The sequence below is a fragment of the Arthrobacter roseus genome, from assembly GCF_016907875.1.
Lineage (GTDB): Bacteria > Actinomycetota > Actinomycetes > Actinomycetales > Micrococcaceae > Arthrobacter_J > Arthrobacter_J roseus.
In genome coordinates, this window is sequence record NZ_JAFBCU010000001.1 from 1,698,086 (window position 1) to 1,717,136 (window position 19,051).

Annotated in this window: 14 protein-coding genes; 9 read left to right on the plus strand and 5 right to left on the minus strand. The window is 59.2% G+C overall.

Features of this window, described 5'->3' with window-relative positions; genetic code table 11:
• Positions 1–64: 64 nt before the first annotated feature.
• Positions 65–685 carry an L-threonylcarbamoyladenylate synthase gene (locus tag JOE65_RS08350; RefSeq protein ID WP_205162759.1) on the minus strand — a complete coding sequence of 207 codons (621 nt, stop codon included), beginning with the start codon at positions 683–685 and terminating at the stop codon, positions 65–67.
• Between the two features lie 90 nt (positions 686–775).
• Between JOE65_RS08350 and JOE65_RS08355 the strand changes: the two genes are divergently transcribed.
• Positions 776–1,354 carry a dihydrofolate reductase family protein gene (locus JOE65_RS08355; protein WP_205162760.1) on the plus strand — a complete coding sequence of 193 codons (579 nt, stop codon included), beginning with the start codon at positions 776–778 and terminating at the stop codon, positions 1,352–1,354.
• Positions 1,355–1,435: 81 nt separating this feature from the next.
• On the opposite strand, the gene JOE65_RS08360 is transcribed toward JOE65_RS08355, so the two are convergent.
• Together JOE65_RS08360 and JOE65_RS08365 are read right to left on the minus strand one after the other, a co-directional pair.
• Complete coding sequence (locus tag JOE65_RS08360) at positions 1,436–1,981, minus strand: P-loop NTPase family protein (protein WP_205162761.1); 546 nt, start codon at positions 1,979–1,981, stop codon at positions 1,436–1,438.
• A complete protein-coding gene (locus JOE65_RS08365) occupies positions 1,978–2,475 on the minus strand; it encodes a hotdog fold thioesterase (RefSeq protein ID WP_205162762.1) in 498 nt (165 codons plus the stop codon). The genes JOE65_RS08360 and JOE65_RS08365 overlap by 4 nt, the downstream gene beginning before the upstream one ends.
• Before the next feature lie 85 nt (positions 2,476–2,560).
• On the opposite strand from JOE65_RS08365, the gene polA reads away from it, so the two are divergent.
• From polA to rpsA, 3 genes are all read left to right on the plus strand, one after another.
• Positions 2,561–5,194, plus strand: a complete 2,634-nt coding sequence (gene polA / locus JOE65_RS08370) for a DNA polymerase I (protein ID WP_239537010.1) — start codon at positions 2,561–2,563, stop codon at positions 5,192–5,194.
• Complete coding sequence (locus JOE65_RS08375) at positions 5,194–6,522, plus strand: GNAT family N-acetyltransferase (RefSeq protein WP_205162764.1); 1,329 nt, start codon at positions 5,194–5,196, stop codon at positions 6,520–6,522. Before polA ends, JOE65_RS08375 begins: the two co-directional genes overlap by 1 nt.
• Before the next feature lie 213 nt (positions 6,523–6,735).
• Positions 6,736–8,247 (plus strand): 30S ribosomal protein S1, encoded by a 1,512-nt coding sequence (gene rpsA, locus JOE65_RS08380; protein ID WP_205162765.1) that lies wholly within the window; start codon positions 6,736–6,738, stop codon positions 8,245–8,247.
• Positions 8,248–8,329: 82 nt separating this feature from the next.
• On the opposite strand, the gene JOE65_RS08385 is transcribed toward rpsA, so the two are convergent.
• Together JOE65_RS08385 and JOE65_RS08390 are read right to left on the minus strand one after the other, a co-directional pair.
• On the minus strand, positions 8,330–9,460 hold the full coding sequence (locus JOE65_RS08385) for a class I SAM-dependent methyltransferase (protein ID WP_205162766.1): 1,131 nt from the start codon (positions 9,458–9,460) through the stop codon (positions 8,330–8,332).
• Positions 9,453–10,130 carry an IMPACT family protein gene (locus JOE65_RS08390; RefSeq protein WP_338021587.1) on the minus strand — a complete coding sequence of 226 codons (678 nt, stop codon included), beginning with the start codon at positions 10,128–10,130 and terminating at the stop codon, positions 9,453–9,455. Before JOE65_RS08390 ends, JOE65_RS08385 begins: the two co-directional genes overlap by 8 nt.
• 23 nt (positions 10,131–10,153) lie before the next feature.
• Between JOE65_RS08390 and coaE the strand changes: the two genes are divergently transcribed.
• From coaE to JOE65_RS08415, 5 genes are all read left to right on the plus strand, one after another.
• Positions 10,154–11,362, plus strand: coding sequence for a dephospho-CoA kinase (gene coaE, locus JOE65_RS08395; protein WP_205162768.1), 1,209 nt, complete (start codon positions 10,154–10,156; stop codon positions 11,360–11,362).
• A gap of 65 nt (positions 11,363–11,427) precedes the next feature.
• A complete protein-coding gene (uvrB, locus tag JOE65_RS08400; RefSeq protein WP_205162769.1) occupies positions 11,428–13,515 on the plus strand; it encodes an excinuclease ABC subunit UvrB in 2,088 nt (695 codons plus the stop codon).
• 14 nt (positions 13,516–13,529) lie between these two features.
• Positions 13,530–15,335 carry a hypothetical protein gene (locus JOE65_RS08405; RefSeq protein WP_205162770.1) on the plus strand — a complete coding sequence of 602 codons (1,806 nt, stop codon included), beginning with the start codon at positions 13,530–13,532 and terminating at the stop codon, positions 15,333–15,335.
• A gap of 143 nt (positions 15,336–15,478) precedes the next feature.
• Complete coding sequence (locus JOE65_RS08410) at positions 15,479–16,669, plus strand: TerC family protein (RefSeq protein WP_205162771.1); 1,191 nt, start codon at positions 15,479–15,481, stop codon at positions 16,667–16,669.
• Between the two features lie 186 nt (positions 16,670–16,855).
• Complete coding sequence (locus JOE65_RS08415) at positions 16,856–18,298, plus strand: tyrosine-type recombinase/integrase (protein ID WP_205162772.1); 1,443 nt, start codon at positions 16,856–16,858, stop codon at positions 18,296–18,298.
• Positions 18,299–19,051: the final 753 nt, after the last annotated feature.

Here is a 19,051-nt window from a genome sequence, read left to right on the forward strand (position 1 = left end):
GCGTCAAGGGCTGAGGAAGGAAAACCGGGAGACAGACCCGGCGTCGTCCCATTGGCCTCTAGATCTACTCGAAAGGCGAGGGATCCCCCATGCCGATGCGGACGATTTCAGGCACACCGCTGGAGAGGTCCACCACCGTCGTCGGTTCAGTGCCGCATTCCCCGGAGTCGATGACGGCGTCGACCTGGTGGTCGAGACGTTCCTTGATCTCCCACCCCTGCGTGAGCGGTTCGTCCTCATCAGGCAGCAGCAGGGTCGTCGAAAGCAGCGGCTCGCCGAGTTCGGCGAGCAGGGCCTGGACAACCCGATGGTCGGGGATGCGCACGCCGACGGTTTTCTTCTTCGGGTGCAGCAAGCGCTTGGGGACCTCTGAAGTGGCCTTGAGGATGAACGTGTAGCTGCCCGGCGTCGCCGCTTTGAGGCTGCGGAAGACCGCATTGCCCATTTCCACGAAACGGCCCATCTGAGCGAAGTCGCTGCACATCAGGGTGAAGTGGTGCTTGTCGCTCAGATGGCGGATGGTCCGGATCCTGTCCAGGGCCTGCGCGTTGCCCAGCTGGGCGCCCAAGGCGTAGCAGGAGTCGGTGGGATAGGCGATCAGGCCCCCGCTATGCAACAGGTCAACGACCTGGCCGAGCGCACGCGGTTGCGGATCTTGCGGGTGGACATCGAAGAATCTGGCCATGAGAGGAGACTACGACCTGGCAGCCGATCTTGCACGCTCCCGCCCACGGCACCAACGATGTGCAGCGACCTGGTATGGCAGCATGGGGGCATGACCCGCTTCCGCTATTTCGTGACGGCCAGTGTTGACGGATACATCGCCGACGAGCATGATTCGCTGGACTGGATGACTGCCTTTGATGACTACCACGTCGGATTCCAGGACCCGGCCGCCGCCTTCCTGGGCGAGGTCGGATCCCTGGTCATGGGAGCTGACGCCTACCTTAGGCAGACCGTCCACATGAACCGCTCCGGGTCCCCTTGGCCGTATGAGGGCACGCCATGCTGGGTGTTCACTCATCGAGAGTTGACCGCTGAACAAGGAATAGACGTCAGGTTCATCCGTGGTGATGTGGGCCAATGGGTTGGGGACATCGCGGCTGATGCCGGAGACCGCGACGTCTGGGTATTCGGAGGCGGGGGATTGGCCGGTCAACTGGCCGACGCCGGACATCTCGATGAGTTGATCCTCTTCACCATCCCCGTTCTATTGGGCGGCGGGCGACCGTTGGCCAGCCTCCGGGCTCCGCTGGGGCTGACACCCACCTCCACCCGTGACTTCAGTAGGGGAGTTAGAGAAACGCGGTACGACCTTTCAAAGCCCCTTGCTCCGCGGCGCGTCGAATACTAGGGCGAGGCCGGCGTCCTCATCCTCAACTCACGGCCGGGCACATAGCGGTTGGATGCGGCCGTCGGCTTCAACCGCTTCCAGTCATTTCCGGGTCTGCCGCGGGCGCAGGAAACGCAGGACCTTCACAGGCCCATAGACGGCCAGGAAGGTGTCCATCTGCGCTCGTTTGGACGCGAAAGAACGCCAGTGCCACACGAGTATGGAATCCGCGGAGAACAAGCGTGTCCACGTCTCCACGTTGCCGTTGCATACCGGCTCCGCAGTGAGGACCCGGCGGATACTCCGGCGGAACAGGCGGCCCAGCGAGACCAGACGCGGGTAATCCAGACAGACGATCAGCTCAGCGTGCTCTGCGATCTCCGGTCGATAGTGCCCATAGGCGGAGTCGAAGACCCAAGCGGGGGCAGCAGCGCATTCCAGCGCGATCCGTCGCTGGTCCTCGAGGGATCGTTGAATCCAGCCGGGCAACCAGCCGACCTGTTCATCGACCAGATGCACCGGCAAACCGACCAGAGCGCCCACCTGGGTGGCCAGGGTCGATTTCCCGGAACCGGTCACCCCGACGAAGAGGATCCGGCGAGGGCCAGCGGTCCTGGACGAGGCCGGGTTGTCCCTGCCACCGATCATGAGGGGCCCAGCAGCATATTCGTGATCCGTGCGGTGCACACCCGCTGACCGGCCTCGTTGCTGATGATGATTTCGTGCGCCGTGGTGCTCCTACCCAGGTGGATCGGCGTGCATACGCCGGTGACCAGACCGGAAATCCCTGGGCGGTGGTGTGTGGCATTGATATCCACGCCCACTGCACGACGGTCGGGACCGGCGTGCACCGCGGCAGCGAAGGACCCAAGGGTCTCGGCGAGCGCCACGCTCGCCCCACCGTGCAGGATCCCAGCGACCTGCTGGTTGCCCTCGACCGGCATCGTTGCCACGACCCGCTCGGCGGTAATCCCGTCGAAGACAATCCCCAGTTTCTCCGCCAGAGCGCCCACACCGTGGGCGGTAAGCATCGGCCACATCACTTGCGGCACCCCATGACGGGCGAGCTGTTCCTCGAAAGGGTTCGACCCGGCGTCGTGCGCTGCGCTGGGGGTGGTTCCACGTGTGTATTTGTCTGTCATGGGAACTAGGCTTGCACCTGTGAGTCAATCAACCAAAACCGACGCTAATGACACTTCCCGCCTACTCGTCATCGACGGCCACTCAATGGCGTTCCGCGCCTTCTACGCGCTGCCTCCGGAAAACTTCGCCACCGACACCGGACAGCACACCAATGCGGTCTACGGTTTTGTCTCGATGCTCATCAAAATGATCGAACAGCGCAAACCGACGCATGTGGCCGTTGCCTTCGACCTGGACACCCCCACATTCCGTTCCGAGGAATACAGCGAATACAAAGCCGGGCGGAACAAGACGCCCGAGGAGTTCTACGGGCAGATCAATCTGATCGAGAAGGTCATGGAGGCGATGAACATCCCCTCGATCACCATGGACGGGTTCGAGGCCGACGACATCATTGCCACGCTGGCCCGAGTCGGTGAAGACGAGGGGTGGGACGTTCTGGTCGTCTCGGGAGACCGGGATGCGTTCCAGCTGATCACGGAGAAGACCACGGTCCTTTACCCGAAAAAGGGTATCTCCGATATCCCGCCGATGGATGCGGCAGCAGTCGAGGCTAAGTATTTCGTCCAGCCCGCCCAGTATCCAGATCTCGCAGCGCTGGTCGGGGAGACCGCCGACAACCTGCCGGGCGTTCCCGGCGTCGGGCCCAAAACCGCCGCGAAGTGGATCAACCTCTACGGTGGCCTCGAGGGCATTCTCGATCAGGCGGAATCGATCAAGGGCAAAGTCGGTGAGTCCCTGCGGGCGCACCTCGATGACGTCCGGCGCAACCGGCGGCTGAACCGGTTGCTCACCGATCTAGACCTGCCGGTGGAACTCGGGGCGCTGGAACTGGAGCACCCTAACCAGGACGCCATCGAGGAACTCTTCGACGCCCTGCAATTCAACACGTTGCGCAAACGTCTCTTTGACCTCTTTGGTGCCGACGACTCCGAGCCGGAAGCCGAAATGGATGTCCCGACGCCGTCAGATCTGGATAGCGCCGAGACTCTCACGGGGTGGTTCCGCGAGCAGGGCGCCCACGTGATTGGCGTGCTTCTGGATACCGTGCCCTCCACTGTCAATGGAGACGACGCCGTCGGAATCGCACTCGCCGGAGAATCCGCCACCGGTTACATCGATTTGGAGAAGCTCGACGCCGACGCCGATGCTGCCCTGAGCGGGATCCTCTCCAGTGGTGACTACAAGTTCGCGCTGCACGATTTCAAAGCGGGCTACAAGTTGTTGGCCGATCGCGGCATCGACCTGCGTGGTGTTGTGGACGACACGATGATCTCCGCCTACCTCATCCAGCCGGACCGGCGCAGCCATGAGCTCACGGACATCGCCCAGCACCACCTGAGGCTCTCCCTTGAAGCCGAGGGCAAGGCGCAGGACGGGCAACTGGCTCTCGAGTTCGACGGATCAGGGCATTCCGTGGCCGCTGTGCGAGCTGCCTACATCGTGAGGGAGCTGAGTCTGTACCTGACCGGGCAGGTGCTGGAACGCGGCGCCAATATGTTGCTGGCCGAAATGGAACTTCCCCTTTCCGTGGTGCTGGCCCAGATGGAACGTACTGGCATCGCCGTGGACGCGGTGCAGCTCGATGACCTACTCGCGGATTTCACCACGACCATCGACGGAGCGACTGCAGAAGCGTATGAGGCTATCGGGCACGAGGTGAACCTCGGCTCGCCCAAGCAGTTGCAGGTCGTGCTCTTCGAGGAACTCGGCTTGCCAAAGACCAAGAAGATCAAGACTGGCTACACGACCGACGCTGATTCTCTGGCCGACCTGCTGGCCAAGACGCAACACCCGTTCCTGGCCTCGCTGATGGCCTACCGTGATGCCACTAAACTGCGTCAGACCGTTGAGGGGCTGAAGAAATCCCTGGGCGACGACGGCAGGATCCACACGACCTACGCCCAGACCGTCGCCGCGACCGGGCGGTTGTCCTCACTGAATCCGAACCTGCAGAACATTCCCGTGCGCAGCGAAGCCGGACGACGCATCCGCGAAGTCTTCGTCGTTGGCGAGGGGTACGAGACCCTGCTGACCGCCGACTACTCCCAGATCGAGATGCGCATCATGGCCCACCTCTCCGGCGACGAGGGCCTGATCCAGGCATTCAAGGACGGAGAGGACCTGCACCGTTTCGTCGGTTCGCACGTCTTCGGCGTCGAACCGGCAGACGTCAGTCCGGACATGCGGTCCAAGGTCAAGGCCATGTCCTACGGGCTGGCGTATGGGCTGAGTTCCTTTGGGTTATCCAATCAACTGAATGTCCCCGTCGACGAGGCGCGCGGGCTGATCAGGGACTACTTCGCCCGCTTCGGATCCGTGCGGGACTACCTGCGCACCGTCGTCGATCAGGCGCGCAAGGACGGGTACACCTCCACCATCGAAGGACGCCGCCGCTACCTGCCCGATCTGGCCAGCGACAACCGCCAGTTACGCGACATGGCCGAACGTGCGGCACTGAACGCACCTATCCAAGGTACGGCAGCGGACATCATCAAACGTGCAATGCTTGGGGTTGCCGATGGGTTGCGCGAGCAGCGGTTGGAGTCACGCATGCTGTTGCAGGTCCACGATGAGCTCGTCCTTGAGGTTGCCCCCGGAGAAATCGACGTCGTCTCGGCACTTGTCAGGGAACACATGGGAACGGCAGCGGAGCTCTCCGTCCCGCTCGATGTCCAGATTGGCACCGGGCACAGCTGGCAGGAGGCAGCGCACTAATGAAGACACCGACCACCAAGACCAACGGGCTGCGTCATGAACTCTTCGACGCGGAGGTGCTGTCTGCGGCCGGTGAGGCCGAGCCGGCGCCGAATGCGCGTACCACCAACTGGTTCCGGGCGGTCCGCACCGGATTTCATGCTCAGCCCTTCACAACCGCTGAAGTGGCGCGCATCGCGGCTTCGTACCGAGTCGACGGCCGCCGCCTTCTGGGGGTGTACGACGACGATGCGCCGGCACCTTCCCTGGACCCCAGCATTCCGGTGGCCACCTTCGCGGAATTCAACAAGACTCTCAATACCGGGGCCGGACGGATGCTCGAGAGCCATCTGATCACCGTGGTCACCGTCCGCCCGAGTCACCGTCGACGCGGCATTCTGCGTCGGATGATGACCGATTCCCTGGATCGCGCTCGGGCTGCCGGGCTACCCATGGCGGCGCTCACCGCGACGGAGGGGACGATCTACGGCAGATTCGGTTTTGGGCCGGCGACCACCTTGGATACGGTCCGGGTCGATGTGAAGGGCGGGCTCCCGGTCGTCGCCAAGCCCGAAGGCACAGTCATCGCCGTGGACCCTTCTGCCCTCGTCGAATTAGCTCCATCACTTTTTGAGGCCTTCCACGCCGCACACCGGGGATCGATTGGGCGACAGCATGCCTATACGCTGAGGGCCACCGGCCGATTGGGACCGGAGGAAGCAAAGGACGATCCAGCCCTTCGCGCTGCGGTGTACCTCGACGCGGACGGTGTCCCGCGTGGTTTCCTCACCTACGCCTTTGCCGGGTGGGAGAAGTCTCCGCTGACCATGGATGTGCGAGACCTGGTCGCCACCACTGCTGCTGCGCGACGAGAACTGTGGCGTTACCTCGGTGCCCACGACCTCATCGAACGGGTTGTCTACGGCGCCGCCGCTCCCGATGATCCGCTGCCCTGGTCATTGGATGACCCACGCCGCGTTGCCGTCACAGAGACTGAGGACCTGTTGTGGTTGCGTATCCTTGACGTCCCCGCAGCGCTGGGTGCCCGAGAATACATCGCCGACGGGTCGTTGCGGCTGCGCATCACCGATCCCCAGGGTTATACGACGGGAAGTTACAAGCTGGTCGTCGACGGGAGAGTCGGGTGTGTGGAGACCGAACCGGACGATTCTCAGCCAGCGGATCTAGAGCTGGACATTGCTTTGTTGAGTTCGTTGTACCTGGGCGGAACCGGAGTACGGACCCTGGCTGAGGCTGGCCGTCTGCGCGCGGCGTCCGATGAGGCCGTAGACCGTGCCGCCCGGTTGCTGGACCTGCCGGGGGCGCCCTACGCGATCAATGGTTTCTAGGCCCGGATTCGGACATCGCACACGGACAGCACCAGCAGTACCTGAACGCGACCTGCGTTTTGACCCGTCATATGCCGGGGGACTAGAATCATTAGACGACTGCCGGGGTGTTCCCTGCCCGGGCTCGTAACAATTTTAGTTCCACGTTCGGAGCATGCCGGGACTTCCGGCTTTCCGATTGACACAATCTATCCCCAACGGAGCCCCTACTACATGACCATCACCTCCAACGAGAAGACCGGTACCCCGCAGGTCGCCATCAACGACATCGGTACCGCTGAAGACTTCCTCGCAGCCGTCGACGCAACCATCAAGTACTTCAACGATGGAGACCTCGTAGAAGGCACCGTCGTCAAGGTCGATCGCGACGAAGTCCTGCTCGACATCGGTTACAAGACCGAGGGTGTCATTCCTTCCCGCGAACTTTCGATCAAACACGACGTCGATCCGGGTGAAGTTGTTTCCGTCGGCGACCAGGTCGAAGCTCTTGTTCTCACCAAAGAGGACAAGGAAGGCCGCCTGATCCTGTCCAAGAAGCGCGCACAGTACGAGCGCGCCTGGGGCGACATCGAAAAGATCAAGGAAGAAGACGGTGTCGTCACCGGTACCGTCATCGAGGTGGTCAAGGGTGGTCTTATCCTCGACATCGGCCTTCGTGGCTTCCTGCCAGCTTCCCTGGTGGAAATGCGCCGTGTCCGCGACCTGGCTCCGTACATCGGCCAGCAGATCGAAGCGAAGATTATCGAGCTGGACAAGAACCGAAACAACGTTGTGCTCTCCCGCCGCGCGTGGCTCGAGCAGACCCAGTCGGAGGTTCGTTCAACGTTCCTCAACAAGCTGGAAAAGGGTCAGGTTCGTCCCGGCGTCGTTTCCTCCATCGTCAACTTCGGTGCATTCGTGGACCTTGGCGGTGTAGACGGCCTGGTGCACGTTTCCGAGCTGTCCTGGAAGCACATCGACCACCCGTCAGAGGTTGTCGAAGTTGGCCAAGAAGTTACCGTAGAGGTTCTCGAAGTGGATCTGGACCGCGAGCGGGTTTCGCTCTCGCTCAAGGCTACCCAAGAAGACCCTTGGCAGACCTTCGCTCGCACTCACGCACTGGGTCAGGTTGTCCCAGGTAAGGTCACCAAGCTGGTTCCGTTCGGCGCATTTGTCCGCGTCGAAGACGGCATTGAGGGCCTCGTTCACATCTCTGAACTGGCTGTCAGGCACGTTGAGCTCGCCGAGCAGGTTGTTTCCGTTGGAGACGAACTGTTCGTCAAGGTCATCGACATCGACCTCGAGCGTCGTCGTATCTCCTTGTCGCTCAAGCAGGCCAACGAGGACGTGGACCCTGAGGGTACCGAATTCGATCCTGCTCTGTACGGTATGGCCGCAGAGTACGACGAAGAGGGTAACTACAAGTACCCTGAGGGCTTCGATCCCGAAACCAACGAATGGCTCGAGGGCTACGACAGCCAGCGTGCCGTCTGGGAGCAGCAGTACGCTGATGCCCAAACCCGCTGGGAAGCCCACAAGAAGCAGGTTGCCGAGCACGCCAACGAGGATGCCGTTTCGACGTCCGAGTCCAGCGAGTCCGCAGCGACGAGCTACTCATCCGACGCTCCAGCGACGGATAGTGGATCGAACTCCGGTAGCAGCAGCAGCAGCAATGGCGGCGGTGGCGGCACCCTTGCCTCCGACGAAGCACTTGCAGCACTGCGTGAGAAGCTGACCGGCAACTAAGCAAGTCTGTTATGTGTTGAGGGGCCCCGCCATTCGGCGGGGCCCCTCTTCGCATTTCACCTGACGTAACACGTCGCGAGGGTTATAGGCGCCGGGTACTCACGGTAACGGTGAACCTCGGGTTGCGGTCCACCTGGCGCGTTGGGCCAACTATGCTGCTCAGCGCCCGGAGGTACCCAAGGTGAGTGTTCCACACCGTCCAGAGTTGGCCTCCGGGTGAGAGCGCCCTGGATGCTTCCCGAAAAAGCTTCAGCGCAATTCCCGAATGGACTGTCGCGCCCATATGGAACGGCGGGTTCAAGATAATCACTTCTTGACTGGCATCTGGGAGAGAAGAAAGGCCGTCGTCGCGCACCACCTTCACCTGACCGTCCACTCCATTGGCACGCATGGTGAGCAGCGCAGAATCGACTGCTGCTGCGGAGTGGTCAACAGCAATCACGCTGATGTCCGGGCGTTGTAAGGCAAGATAGGCGGCGATCGCGCCAGTACCGCAACCGAGGTCCACAGCGGTAGAAACCTGCGACAGCTGTTGTAATTGCGGCAAAAGAAACCGTGTACCCAGGTCAAGTCTGCCTCCGCCAAATGCAGCACCATGAGAGGAAAGGACCAGCGGCTTTCGCATCCCGACGTCGTGTGATTCGCTCACCGGGAAAGGGCACTCGCCGGCGAGCCTAGGGTCGGAAGCTGTAAGGATGCGCGATTTGCGCCGGGCAAGAGACGCGTGCACGGTATCGAAGTAGCGTCCAAGAACGTCATTCATGGCCGGAGTCATGTGCTTGACGCGGCCGGCGGCCATGACAACAACTTCCTGATGGGCATACCGTGCGATCTTCCAGCAGAGTTCCTCCAGTGCGGACAGAGATCGGGGTAATCGCATCAGGACCAGTTTGGCCCCTGACAGTAGCTCGGGACCAGGGCGATGCTGCGAGTACGTCGAGGGCACCGAGAGTATCCGCGCATTCTTAGCTAGCGCGAGCTCACCGGATAGCGCATCTTGATGCACCCTCAATGGACTATGTCCACCCAGCACGACCGAGAGTGTGATCGCCCCGTAATTGTCGCCAATGACGGCAATGGTGCCCGGCTGCGAGTCCTTGACCGTCTGGCGTGAGGCGTCGAGGAGGTATTCGTCGGCGGAGTCCCACGCGAACAGGTTGTCCGCCTCAACATCGGGGGAGCGCCGCAAGGCGGAGAGTTCAAGTTCAGTCATGATCCATCCAGGAAGTTCCATGGTCGACTGGTTCAATGGCGCCGGAGCCAAAAATTGCCACACCATTCAAAAATGATTCAGTGCGCGCGGGTTCGTCCAGAACCGCACAATCGAGCTCGGCACCGGTACTCGTATAGCGAATACCGGAAATGGTGACTCCGGTGGAGCGCAGCTCGTGTTCAAGCCTGCCGGCGTTTTCGTGTGCAGCCATCACACTGAAGTTCCGTACGCGTCGGCGTGTACGAAACGTAGACGCCGCCAACGCTGCGGTAACGGATCCCGAGTAGGCACGCGCGAGTCCTCCCGTGCCAAGTAGGGTGCCTCCGAAGTACCGAACTGTGACGGCGACGATATCGCTCAGGTCCGTGGCGCCGCCGGCGCTCTGGCTGCGGATCAAGGCTTCCATCATGGGTTGGCCTGCGGTTCCCGAGGGTTCGCCGTCGTCATTGGTTCGCTGAAGATGCCTATGCGGTCCCACCACATAAGCGCTGCAGTGATGGCGCGCGTCCGGAAATTCCCGGCGGGCAGCAGCGATGTGGTCGCGGGCTGCTTCCTCTGAATCAATGCTCGTCAGCAGGGCGATGAACCGTGAACGCTTGATGTCTATCTCATTGCGGCTGTGACCGGCGAGCGTTGTATACGTACCGCACGCACTTCCCGATTCAGACACCAACACAGTCTAGTGTTGGTTACATGCTCAATGTTGGACTGACCGGTGGCATAGCGGCCGGAAAATCGTTGGCGGCCACGCGGCTATCTGCCCTCGGTGCCACGCTGGTCGACGCCGATGCCATCGCCCGGGAAGTAGTGGAGCCGGGTACCGATGGTCTGCGTGCCGTGGTGGAAGCATTTGGACCGGGGATTTTGACGGATACCGGCTCACTGGACCGACCAGCCCTCGGCGAGTTGGTGTTCAACTCTCCCGGGCAACGCCAGCGTCTGAACGCCATTATCCACCCCCTGGTCAGGACCCGTGCAGCAGAACTTGCACAAGGTGGCGAGGGCGGGATCGTCGTTCAGGATATTCCGCTGTTGATCGAGACCGGACAAGGCCCGTCCTTCCACCTGGTGGTGGTGATCGACGCGCCCGAAGAAGAGCGCGTGCGGCGCATGGTGGAGGATCGCGGCATGTCCGAAGCGGACGCCCGCGCCCGGATAGCGGCCCAGGTCTCGCCAACCGAACGCACCGCCTCTGCAGATGTCGTGCTGCCAAATACGGGCTCTCGGGATCAGCTGTTGGCCTCGGTGGACACGCTCTGGGAAGAAAGGCTCTTGCCTTTCCACCACAACCTGTTGGACGGTCGGATCGCACCACGCTACGGCCCGCCGCTACTGTTGGCAACACGGCCGCAATGGCCTGACCAGGCGGCTCTGCTCACGAAGCGGATACTACTCGCAGACCCGCGGATTCTGGCGGTAGACCACATTGGCTCGACTGCAGTGCCGGGGCTCCCGGCCAAGGATGTGTTGGATCTTCAGGCGACCGTGCACAGCCTGGACGACGCCGATGCTGTCGCGGGTGTGCTGACGAGCGCGGGGTTTCCACGCTGTCCCGGCATCTGGCAGGACACACCAAAATCGAGCCATCCTGATCCGGCGGACTGGGCAAAACGGCTACATGGGAACGCCGATCCGGGCCGCGCCGTCAACGTGCATATCCGGGTTTTCGGTTCTCCGGGCTGGCGTTATTCGTTATTGTTCAGGGACTGGCTGTCCGCCAATCCCAGTGCTGCCGCTGCATACGCGGCTGAGAAGCGTCGGCTCGCAGAAGAATACTCCATGGACAACTCCACGGACCGTTACGCGCAAGCCAAGGAAGACTGGTTCAGCCGGTCGGCCGATCCGCTCATGAACCAATGGGCGCAGAACATCGGATGGCACCCACCAGCCCTACCTCATTAGGCTGGCAGCGGACCGGCACGCTGTGCAGCCCCAGAATGTCCGGGTCAGGTACTAACCTGTAAAGCATGAGTCTTGCACAGGACATTAAGCGTGTAGTGGCACCGTTTGAAGTGATCAGTGAGTTCAAACCAGCGGGCGATCAGCCGACCGCGATCGCAGAACTGACAGATCGTATCAAGGCGGGGGAGAAGGACGTCGTACTCATGGGTGCCACGGGCACCGGTAAGAGCGCGACGACGGCCTGGCTCATCGAGCAGGTCCAGCGACCCACTCTGGTCATGGTGCAGAACAAAACGTTGGCTGCACAGCTGGTCAACGAGTTCCGGGAACTTCTGCCCAACAACGCGGTGGAGTATTTTGTTTCCTACTATGACTACTACCAGCCGGAGGCATATGTGCCCCAGACGGACACCTTCATCGAGAAGGATTCGTCCATCAACGAGGAAGTTGAGCGGCTCCGGCACTCTGCCACAAATGCACTGCTGACCCGTCGGGACGTCGTGGTAGTGGCTAGCGTTTCGTGCATTTATGGGTTGGGAACGCCCGAGGAATATGTTGCGGGCATGGTGACCCTCCGCAGGGGCGCGGAGATGAACAGAGATGAGCTCCTGCGGCGCTTCGTGTCCATGCAGTACACGCGCAACGACATGGACTTTCACCGCGGGACCTTCCGGGTGCGGGGCGACACCGTCGAGATCATTCCCATGTATGAGGAACAGGCCCTTCGTATCGAGTTCTTCGGGGATGAGATTGAGAGTATCCAAACGCTCCATCCACTCACCGGAGAGCTCATCCGCGAAGAGAATGAGATGTATGTTTTCCCGGCCTCGCACTACGTGGCAGGTCCAGAACGGATGTCCAAAGCCATCACCCGGATTGAAGATGAGTTGCAGAAAAGACTCGACGAACTGGAAGGTCAGAACAAGCTCGTGGAAGCGCAACGCTTGCGGATGCGCACTACGTATGACCTCGAGATGATGCAGCAGATGGGTTTCTGCAATGGAATAGAGAATTATTCGCGCCACATCGACGGACGCGGGGCTGGAACTGCCCCGCACTGCCTGATTGACTACTTCCCGGATGATTTCATGCTTGTTGTCGACGAGTCGCACGTGACTATCCCGCAGATCGGTGCCATGTATGAAGGTGATATGTCGCGCAAACGGACCCTGGTGGACCACGGTTTCCGACTTCCATCGGCGATGGATAACAGGCCACTGAAGTGGGACGAGTTTTTGGAGCGGATCGGACAGACAGTCTACTTGTCGGCTACGCCGGGCAAATATGAGCTGGGGAAGTCCGACGGCTACGTTCAGCAAATCATCCGGCCCACAGGGTTGGTGGACCCGCAGATCGTGGTGAAGCCCAGTAAGGGTCAGATTGATGACCTTCTGGGGGAGATCCACAAGCGTGTTGATAAAAACGAGCGCGTTCTGGTAACCACACTGACCAAGCGTATGGCCGAAGACCTCACCGGTTACTTACTGGAACACGGCGTAAAGGTGGAGTATCTCCACTCGGATGTGGACACTCTTCGCAGGGTAGAGCTGCTCCGGGAGCTGCGCATGGGCACCTTTGATGTCCTGGTCGGCATCAACCTTCTCCGCGAGGGGCTGGACCTTCCAGAAGTGTCCTTGGTGAGCATTCTGGATGCCGATAAGGAAGGGTTCCTGCGCAGCTCGACGTCGCTGATCCAGACGATCGGCCGCGCGGCACGCAACGTATCCGGTGAAGTCCACATGTACGCCGACCGGATCACGGCCTCAATGGCGCATGCCATCGACGAGACGAACCGGCGTCGTGACATTCAGGTGGCCTTCAATAAAAAGAACGGTGTTGACCCACAGCCGCTGCGGAAGCGGATTGCGGATATCAGTGATCAGCTGGCGCGTGAGGACGCTGACACTGCTGCCCTTCTGGAGGCGGCCGCCGGGAGGAAGGGTAGCAAAAAGGGTGCCTCGCTAGCTGGCGTCCGTCGCGACGGACTTGCGGCCGTACCGGCGGAGGACCTCTTGGACCTTATTGCTCAGCTCACTGAGCAGATGCACGGCGCAGCCTCCGAACTGCAGTTTGAGTTGGCGGCGCGCTTACGCGACGAAGTTTCTGACCTCAAGAAGGAACTGAGGCAAATGCAGTCCGCTGGCCACGCCTGATCGGAGGTGGGCTGATGGGACAGGAGCCAGAAATTGTCGAGATCAGGGTTCATGGAGTCGGAGACCAATCCGGGTACAGGGCGCTGGGGGAACCAAAGGGCACTGCCCTGAATGGGTGGGTCGAGCTTCGGAGTCCTCCTGCTCTGCCTGCGCATCCGCTGAAACTCATCAATTGGTGGCGTGCCAACCGAAAGCAAACGGGTCGTATGTGGTGGTACCTGGCGTTTCCGTTCACGCTCGTCAATGTTGCAGGGCGTATGGGACCAGAGGTAGGTCACCCGTTTGCGCACAACGCGCATCGGGCGGTCGTTTCAGTAACTGCGGTGGGGCTGACCTTGGTCCAACTGGCCTGGCTAATTGTCCTGATGGAAACCATTTTGCGGTATTTGCCTTCCTTCATGGACCCCCTATGGCTGGGCAGGTTGACACCGCTGGCTGCGGCGGCAGGATTGTCGTTGTTGCTGATCCTGCGGTGGACTCGCGTGGTCCGACTCCAACCGGAAGACGCCGGCACATCGCCGGGCTCACTGTGTTCCCACGTGGTCGCGGTTCTCGCCGGTGGGATCCTGCTCTCCGTTCTGAGACCTGCCCACATGGCCTACACCGGGTGGCCCTCGGTCGTCCCACCTGGGTCCGGAAATGAACCCCTGCTGGACGCTATGGCTTTAGTGGTTGTCGTGAGTACCACCGGGGTCATGCTTTTGGCCATGCTGCTGGTCGCGGTGTACGCGTTTACACCGTCCAGAGCTCGCGAACGCGTTCGTCCCCTGCCCATGACGGGGCTGGTCCTGACGGTGGCGGTGGTGCTGATGCATACGGTGACAGCGTTGGTGCGTATGGCCCTGGATAATTTGGCCAACTACGTCAACGGCCTGCTCTACCCTCTTCAACGCGGGGCACTCCAGTATCAATACCGGGTCCTTCTGTCCTACGACGATCCGGCCATTGCCGGAGACAGCCGGCTGGATCTGCTGCCGTTCCAGTCCATGATTCTTCTGCTGGCGCTGCTCGCGGCCACGGTCGTTGTCCTGTGCCTGTGCACGAAACTCAAGTTATCCAGACTCTTCTCCGGTGAGTATTCTCGGGCCACGTGGTGGCACGGCTTTATCACGGTTCTTCCGTCGATTATTCCCGTGGTGGCTCCGATTGCGGGACTGCTCGGAATGGCTGGCGTGGCCTCTGCCGTCATACTCGGAGAGGGGAAACTGGGTGGGCCGATTTTTGGACTGGGAGTGCTGCTACTGCAACTTGCGGCCGCCGTCGTTATCTTGAGCATGCTCCTTGGACAGTTCCCCGCTTTCAGAGAAGTCATGGCAAAAATTGGCGACCTAGCGGGGTTCTGGCCAGTTCACGATCATCCGTTGGCTGGGGTCTCGTACCGCTATCCGGTGCTAGCCGGCATACGACTCGAATTGGCTCAGTGCGGTGACGCCGTCAGGCCGGTACTTTTCGGTCACAGTCAGGGTTCGGTCCTCTGCGCCTGGCTGCTCGCCCACGAGTCATCCCTGAGCGGCCACCGACCCGTATTCGTTTCTGCCGGATCGCCCATCGAGTCGATATACGCACCTCTATTCCCTGCCTATTTCACACCGGATCTTCAGGTCAAAGTCGTTGCAGCAACCGAGGAGTGGGCCAATTACTGGCGAGTAACGGATCCGTTGGGCGGACCTATAGAGGGGGCGGAAAACATTCGCCTCGACGATTCCGCGGCCGATCCCCTCGGACACGGGGGTTACTGGAACCATCCGCGAATCGCCGTCTTCATCTCGAGTTTCGAACGTGGCACCGAGGTATTTCCTCCTGACACGAACTGCATCTAAACTGGCAGGAGCGTAGGGGAGTATCCATAACGCTGTATTCGTCAACACGCGCGGCGCCACTGCCCCGCCGGATGCAGCGGCTGGTATCTGAAATAGCCGGTGGAGAGACTTGCGGTAACTCGTTGCTCCTTTGAAAGGTGGCCATGCCAGAATTACCCGTAGCTTTTGAGGTCGGAACATTCATTGTTCTTGGCGTCATTTTGCTTATTGATCTCCTCCTGGTGGCTAAACGGCCGCATGAGCCCTCCATGAAGGAAGCTGGGCTGTGGGTTGGTTTCTACGTCAGCCTTGCGCTCGTGTTTGCAGGCCTCATGTGGATCTTCACCGATCCTGAACACACCGGACAATTCGTGGCTGGATGGGTCACCGAGTACAGCCTCAGTGTGGACAACCTATTTGTCTTCATCATCATTATGGCCCGCTTCTCAGTGCCCAGAAAGTACCAGCAGGAAGTGCTGATGGTGGGAATCATCATCGCGCTGATCCTGCGCGGCATCTTTATTCTGATCGGTGCTGCCGTCATTGAAAACTTCAGCTGGGTGTTTTATATCTTCGGCGCATTCCTGCTGTATACGGCGTACAAGCAGGCCAAGGACGTTGGCGGAGATGAGGAGTCCGGCTCGGAGAACAAGCTCATAGCCAAACTGCGCAACGTACTGCCCATGTCGGAAAAGTACGACGGAAACAAGTTGCGGACAGTCGTGGATGGCAAGAAGGTATTCACCCCGATGGTGGTTGTCTTCGTCACCATTGGCATGACAGATCTCCTGTTTGCCGTGGATTCTATCCCCGCCATCTTCGGGCTGACCCAGAGCGCGTTCATTGTCTTCACCGCCAACATCTTCGCTCTGATGGGACTTCGTCAGCTGTACTTCCTGCTGGGCGGACTCATGGACAGGCTGATCTACCTGAAGCACGGTTTGTCCGTGATTCTGGCGTTCATCGGGGTGAAGCTTATTCTCCATGCACTGCACGTGAACGAGCTACCGTTCATCAATGGCGGTCAGCCTGTCGAATGGGCTCCGGAAATACCGACGTTCGTTTCACTGGCCGTCATCGTGGGAACGATCATTCTCGCCACAGTACTGAGCCTGCTCAGTCCGAAGGCGCGCGCACAGAAGACAGTCTCTGAACTAGAGCACGCCCTATCGGTTTATCGGAACCTGGGTGAGGATTCACCGCGCAACCACGCCACGGCCGTCCTTGACGATGTCCGACAGAAACGGCGCAAGGCCGAAGAGGCCGCGGCGCAGCACGGTGTTAAACTTCCCGAAATGAAGGATGCCGAAACGGCAGAGGAAGAATTCAAGAGGAAGTTCCCCGACAACAAGTAACATTGGCGCGGTGACTATCTCTGAACAGACCACGGCGCTGGATCCTCTAAGGACGCAGCGTCAAGGGAGCATATTTACCGTGATCCTGTCAAGTTTCAAGCGATAGAAGGCATATAGGCCCCTTGTAGATATCAAAATAAGGGGTCTACTACTGCTTTTACTACTGCTTTTTGTTATCCTTTGACCATGACACGAGGAAACAAGATCCGGGCGAACGGCGAGGGCAGCATCTTTGCTATCGGCACACCACAGGGGAAGCGCTGGAAGGCTGAAACGACCATCGGCTATGACGGGGCCGGGAGACGAGTTGTAGCCAGCGGGACGGGGGCTACGAAGGCAATAGCCATAGAGCGAAGAGATACGAACCGCCTTAAGCTGCTTGTGATGCAAGGCAAGGCCCCGAGCACAGTCCTAGCGGGGCGAGAAATCAGGATCAATAAGACGAGCGTCGAAAACTACTTGCGGTCGTGGTTTGAGTCTCTGAACCCGGTCACGGTTGGAGCATCGACGCGGCGACAGTATGAGGGAAACATCACCCGCCACATTAACCCGCACATCGGCGAAATCCCGCTAACCCTACTATCACGGGCGAACCTGCGAGAACTTTTCTACAAGACGCTACCCAACAAGGCCTATGACCCTAAGAACCCCGAAAAGAGACTAGGAGCGGGGGCGGTGCTGAACGTATGGAAGCCACTTAACAAGGCACTAAAAGACGCGCACCTTGATGGATTGATACAACAGAACCCGTTAGAGGGCTTAGACCGTCCCGCACCAGTGATGAAGGAAATCGACATCGACACCAGCAGGCCAAAGGCACTGTTACAACACCTTGAAGGGGACATCGATCAGGCGAAATGGCTTACCAGTTTTCTACTGGGCTTACGTGTCTCCGAAAAATTGGGGCTTACGTGGGATTGTATCGACCTTGACCCGAAGGAAGGACAGCCGCCAACCATCACCATTAAACAACAACTCAGCAGGGATCACGCGCGGCACGGTTGCAGAAGTAAAACAGACCGGGAGCCAGTATGTGGGAAGCGATCCGCACACGATTGCCCAAAGCGGATAGACGGTAAGGGCCTCTACATAAAGGAGGAGACTAAGACGAAGAACATTAGAAAGTTACCTATCCCCTACGAACTTGAAATATTGCTGGTAGAGCACAAGGAGCGATGGGAAGCTGTGAAAGACTCGGGGGAAATAAACTGGATAGAACACGGAGACGGCGAAGACACGGAAAAAACGCTATCTTATGAACCAGAACCGGGGCTAGAAAACTTAGTATTTACAATGGATAACGCTAAGCCCATCCGGCACGAAGTGGAGAACCAGAACTGGCACGCATTATGTACAAAATATGGATTTACCAACGACCGGGGACACATATCACGACACACAACAGCGACTATGTTAGCTGAGGCCGGAGTGCCGCCCGAGGTTGCAAAACTTATACTGGGACATACCAGTGAACGAATGACGCGATATTATACACATCTAAAAGCCACCAAAACGACCCTAGAACCATTGCAGAATTTCGAGATTCAGCTATTGGGCGAGAGACAAGAATATGATTTCATGGATCTTAATTTGGACATAGGTAAACCCCCCGTGGAAAGTAGAAAATAAACACAGGGGGCCTACACTTATTATATCGGCATATCATCCGATAAATTTTATTTACCTTTCACTAATGAGGCGGCGGAGGTCATCCTCTGGCAGAGATGGATTTTCCCGCATGATAGACCGGGTAACATCATCAGCCGAATGAGAGAGCCGAGACGCGGTATAAGGTGCAAGATAACGGGACGACGCCAAGGCACGATGAAGGTCTGGGCAGTTCCTTATCTTAGATAGCTTGTCTAACGTCCACGACGTGGTATTGGAGTTGATAGCGACCTTAACGAGAACATCTGTATCGTGGTGAGTGACTAACATATCTAGGACTATGGGATCCGTGTAAGGATTTCCCGCTAGGTCCCGACAGAACATAACATCGTCATTCATACTGTATGTGATTTGCTCGTCGAGGGACATATTCTTGATATCTGCATTTTTAGATGTTCGCATTTTTTCGCTCATGATAAGCCGGGTGACATCATCAGGCGAATGAGAGAGCCGAGACGCCGTATAAGATTCCAGACGAGGGGAAGACGCCAAGGCACGATGAAGGTCTGGGCAGTTCCTTATCTTAGATAGCTTGTCTAACGTCCACGACGTGGTATTGGAGTTGATAGCGACCTTAACGAGAACATCTGTATCGTGGTGAGTGACTAACATATCTAGGACTATGGGATCCGTGTAAGGATTTCCCGCTAGGTCCCGACAGAACATAACATCGTCATTCATACTGTATGTGATTTGCTCGTCGAGGGACATATT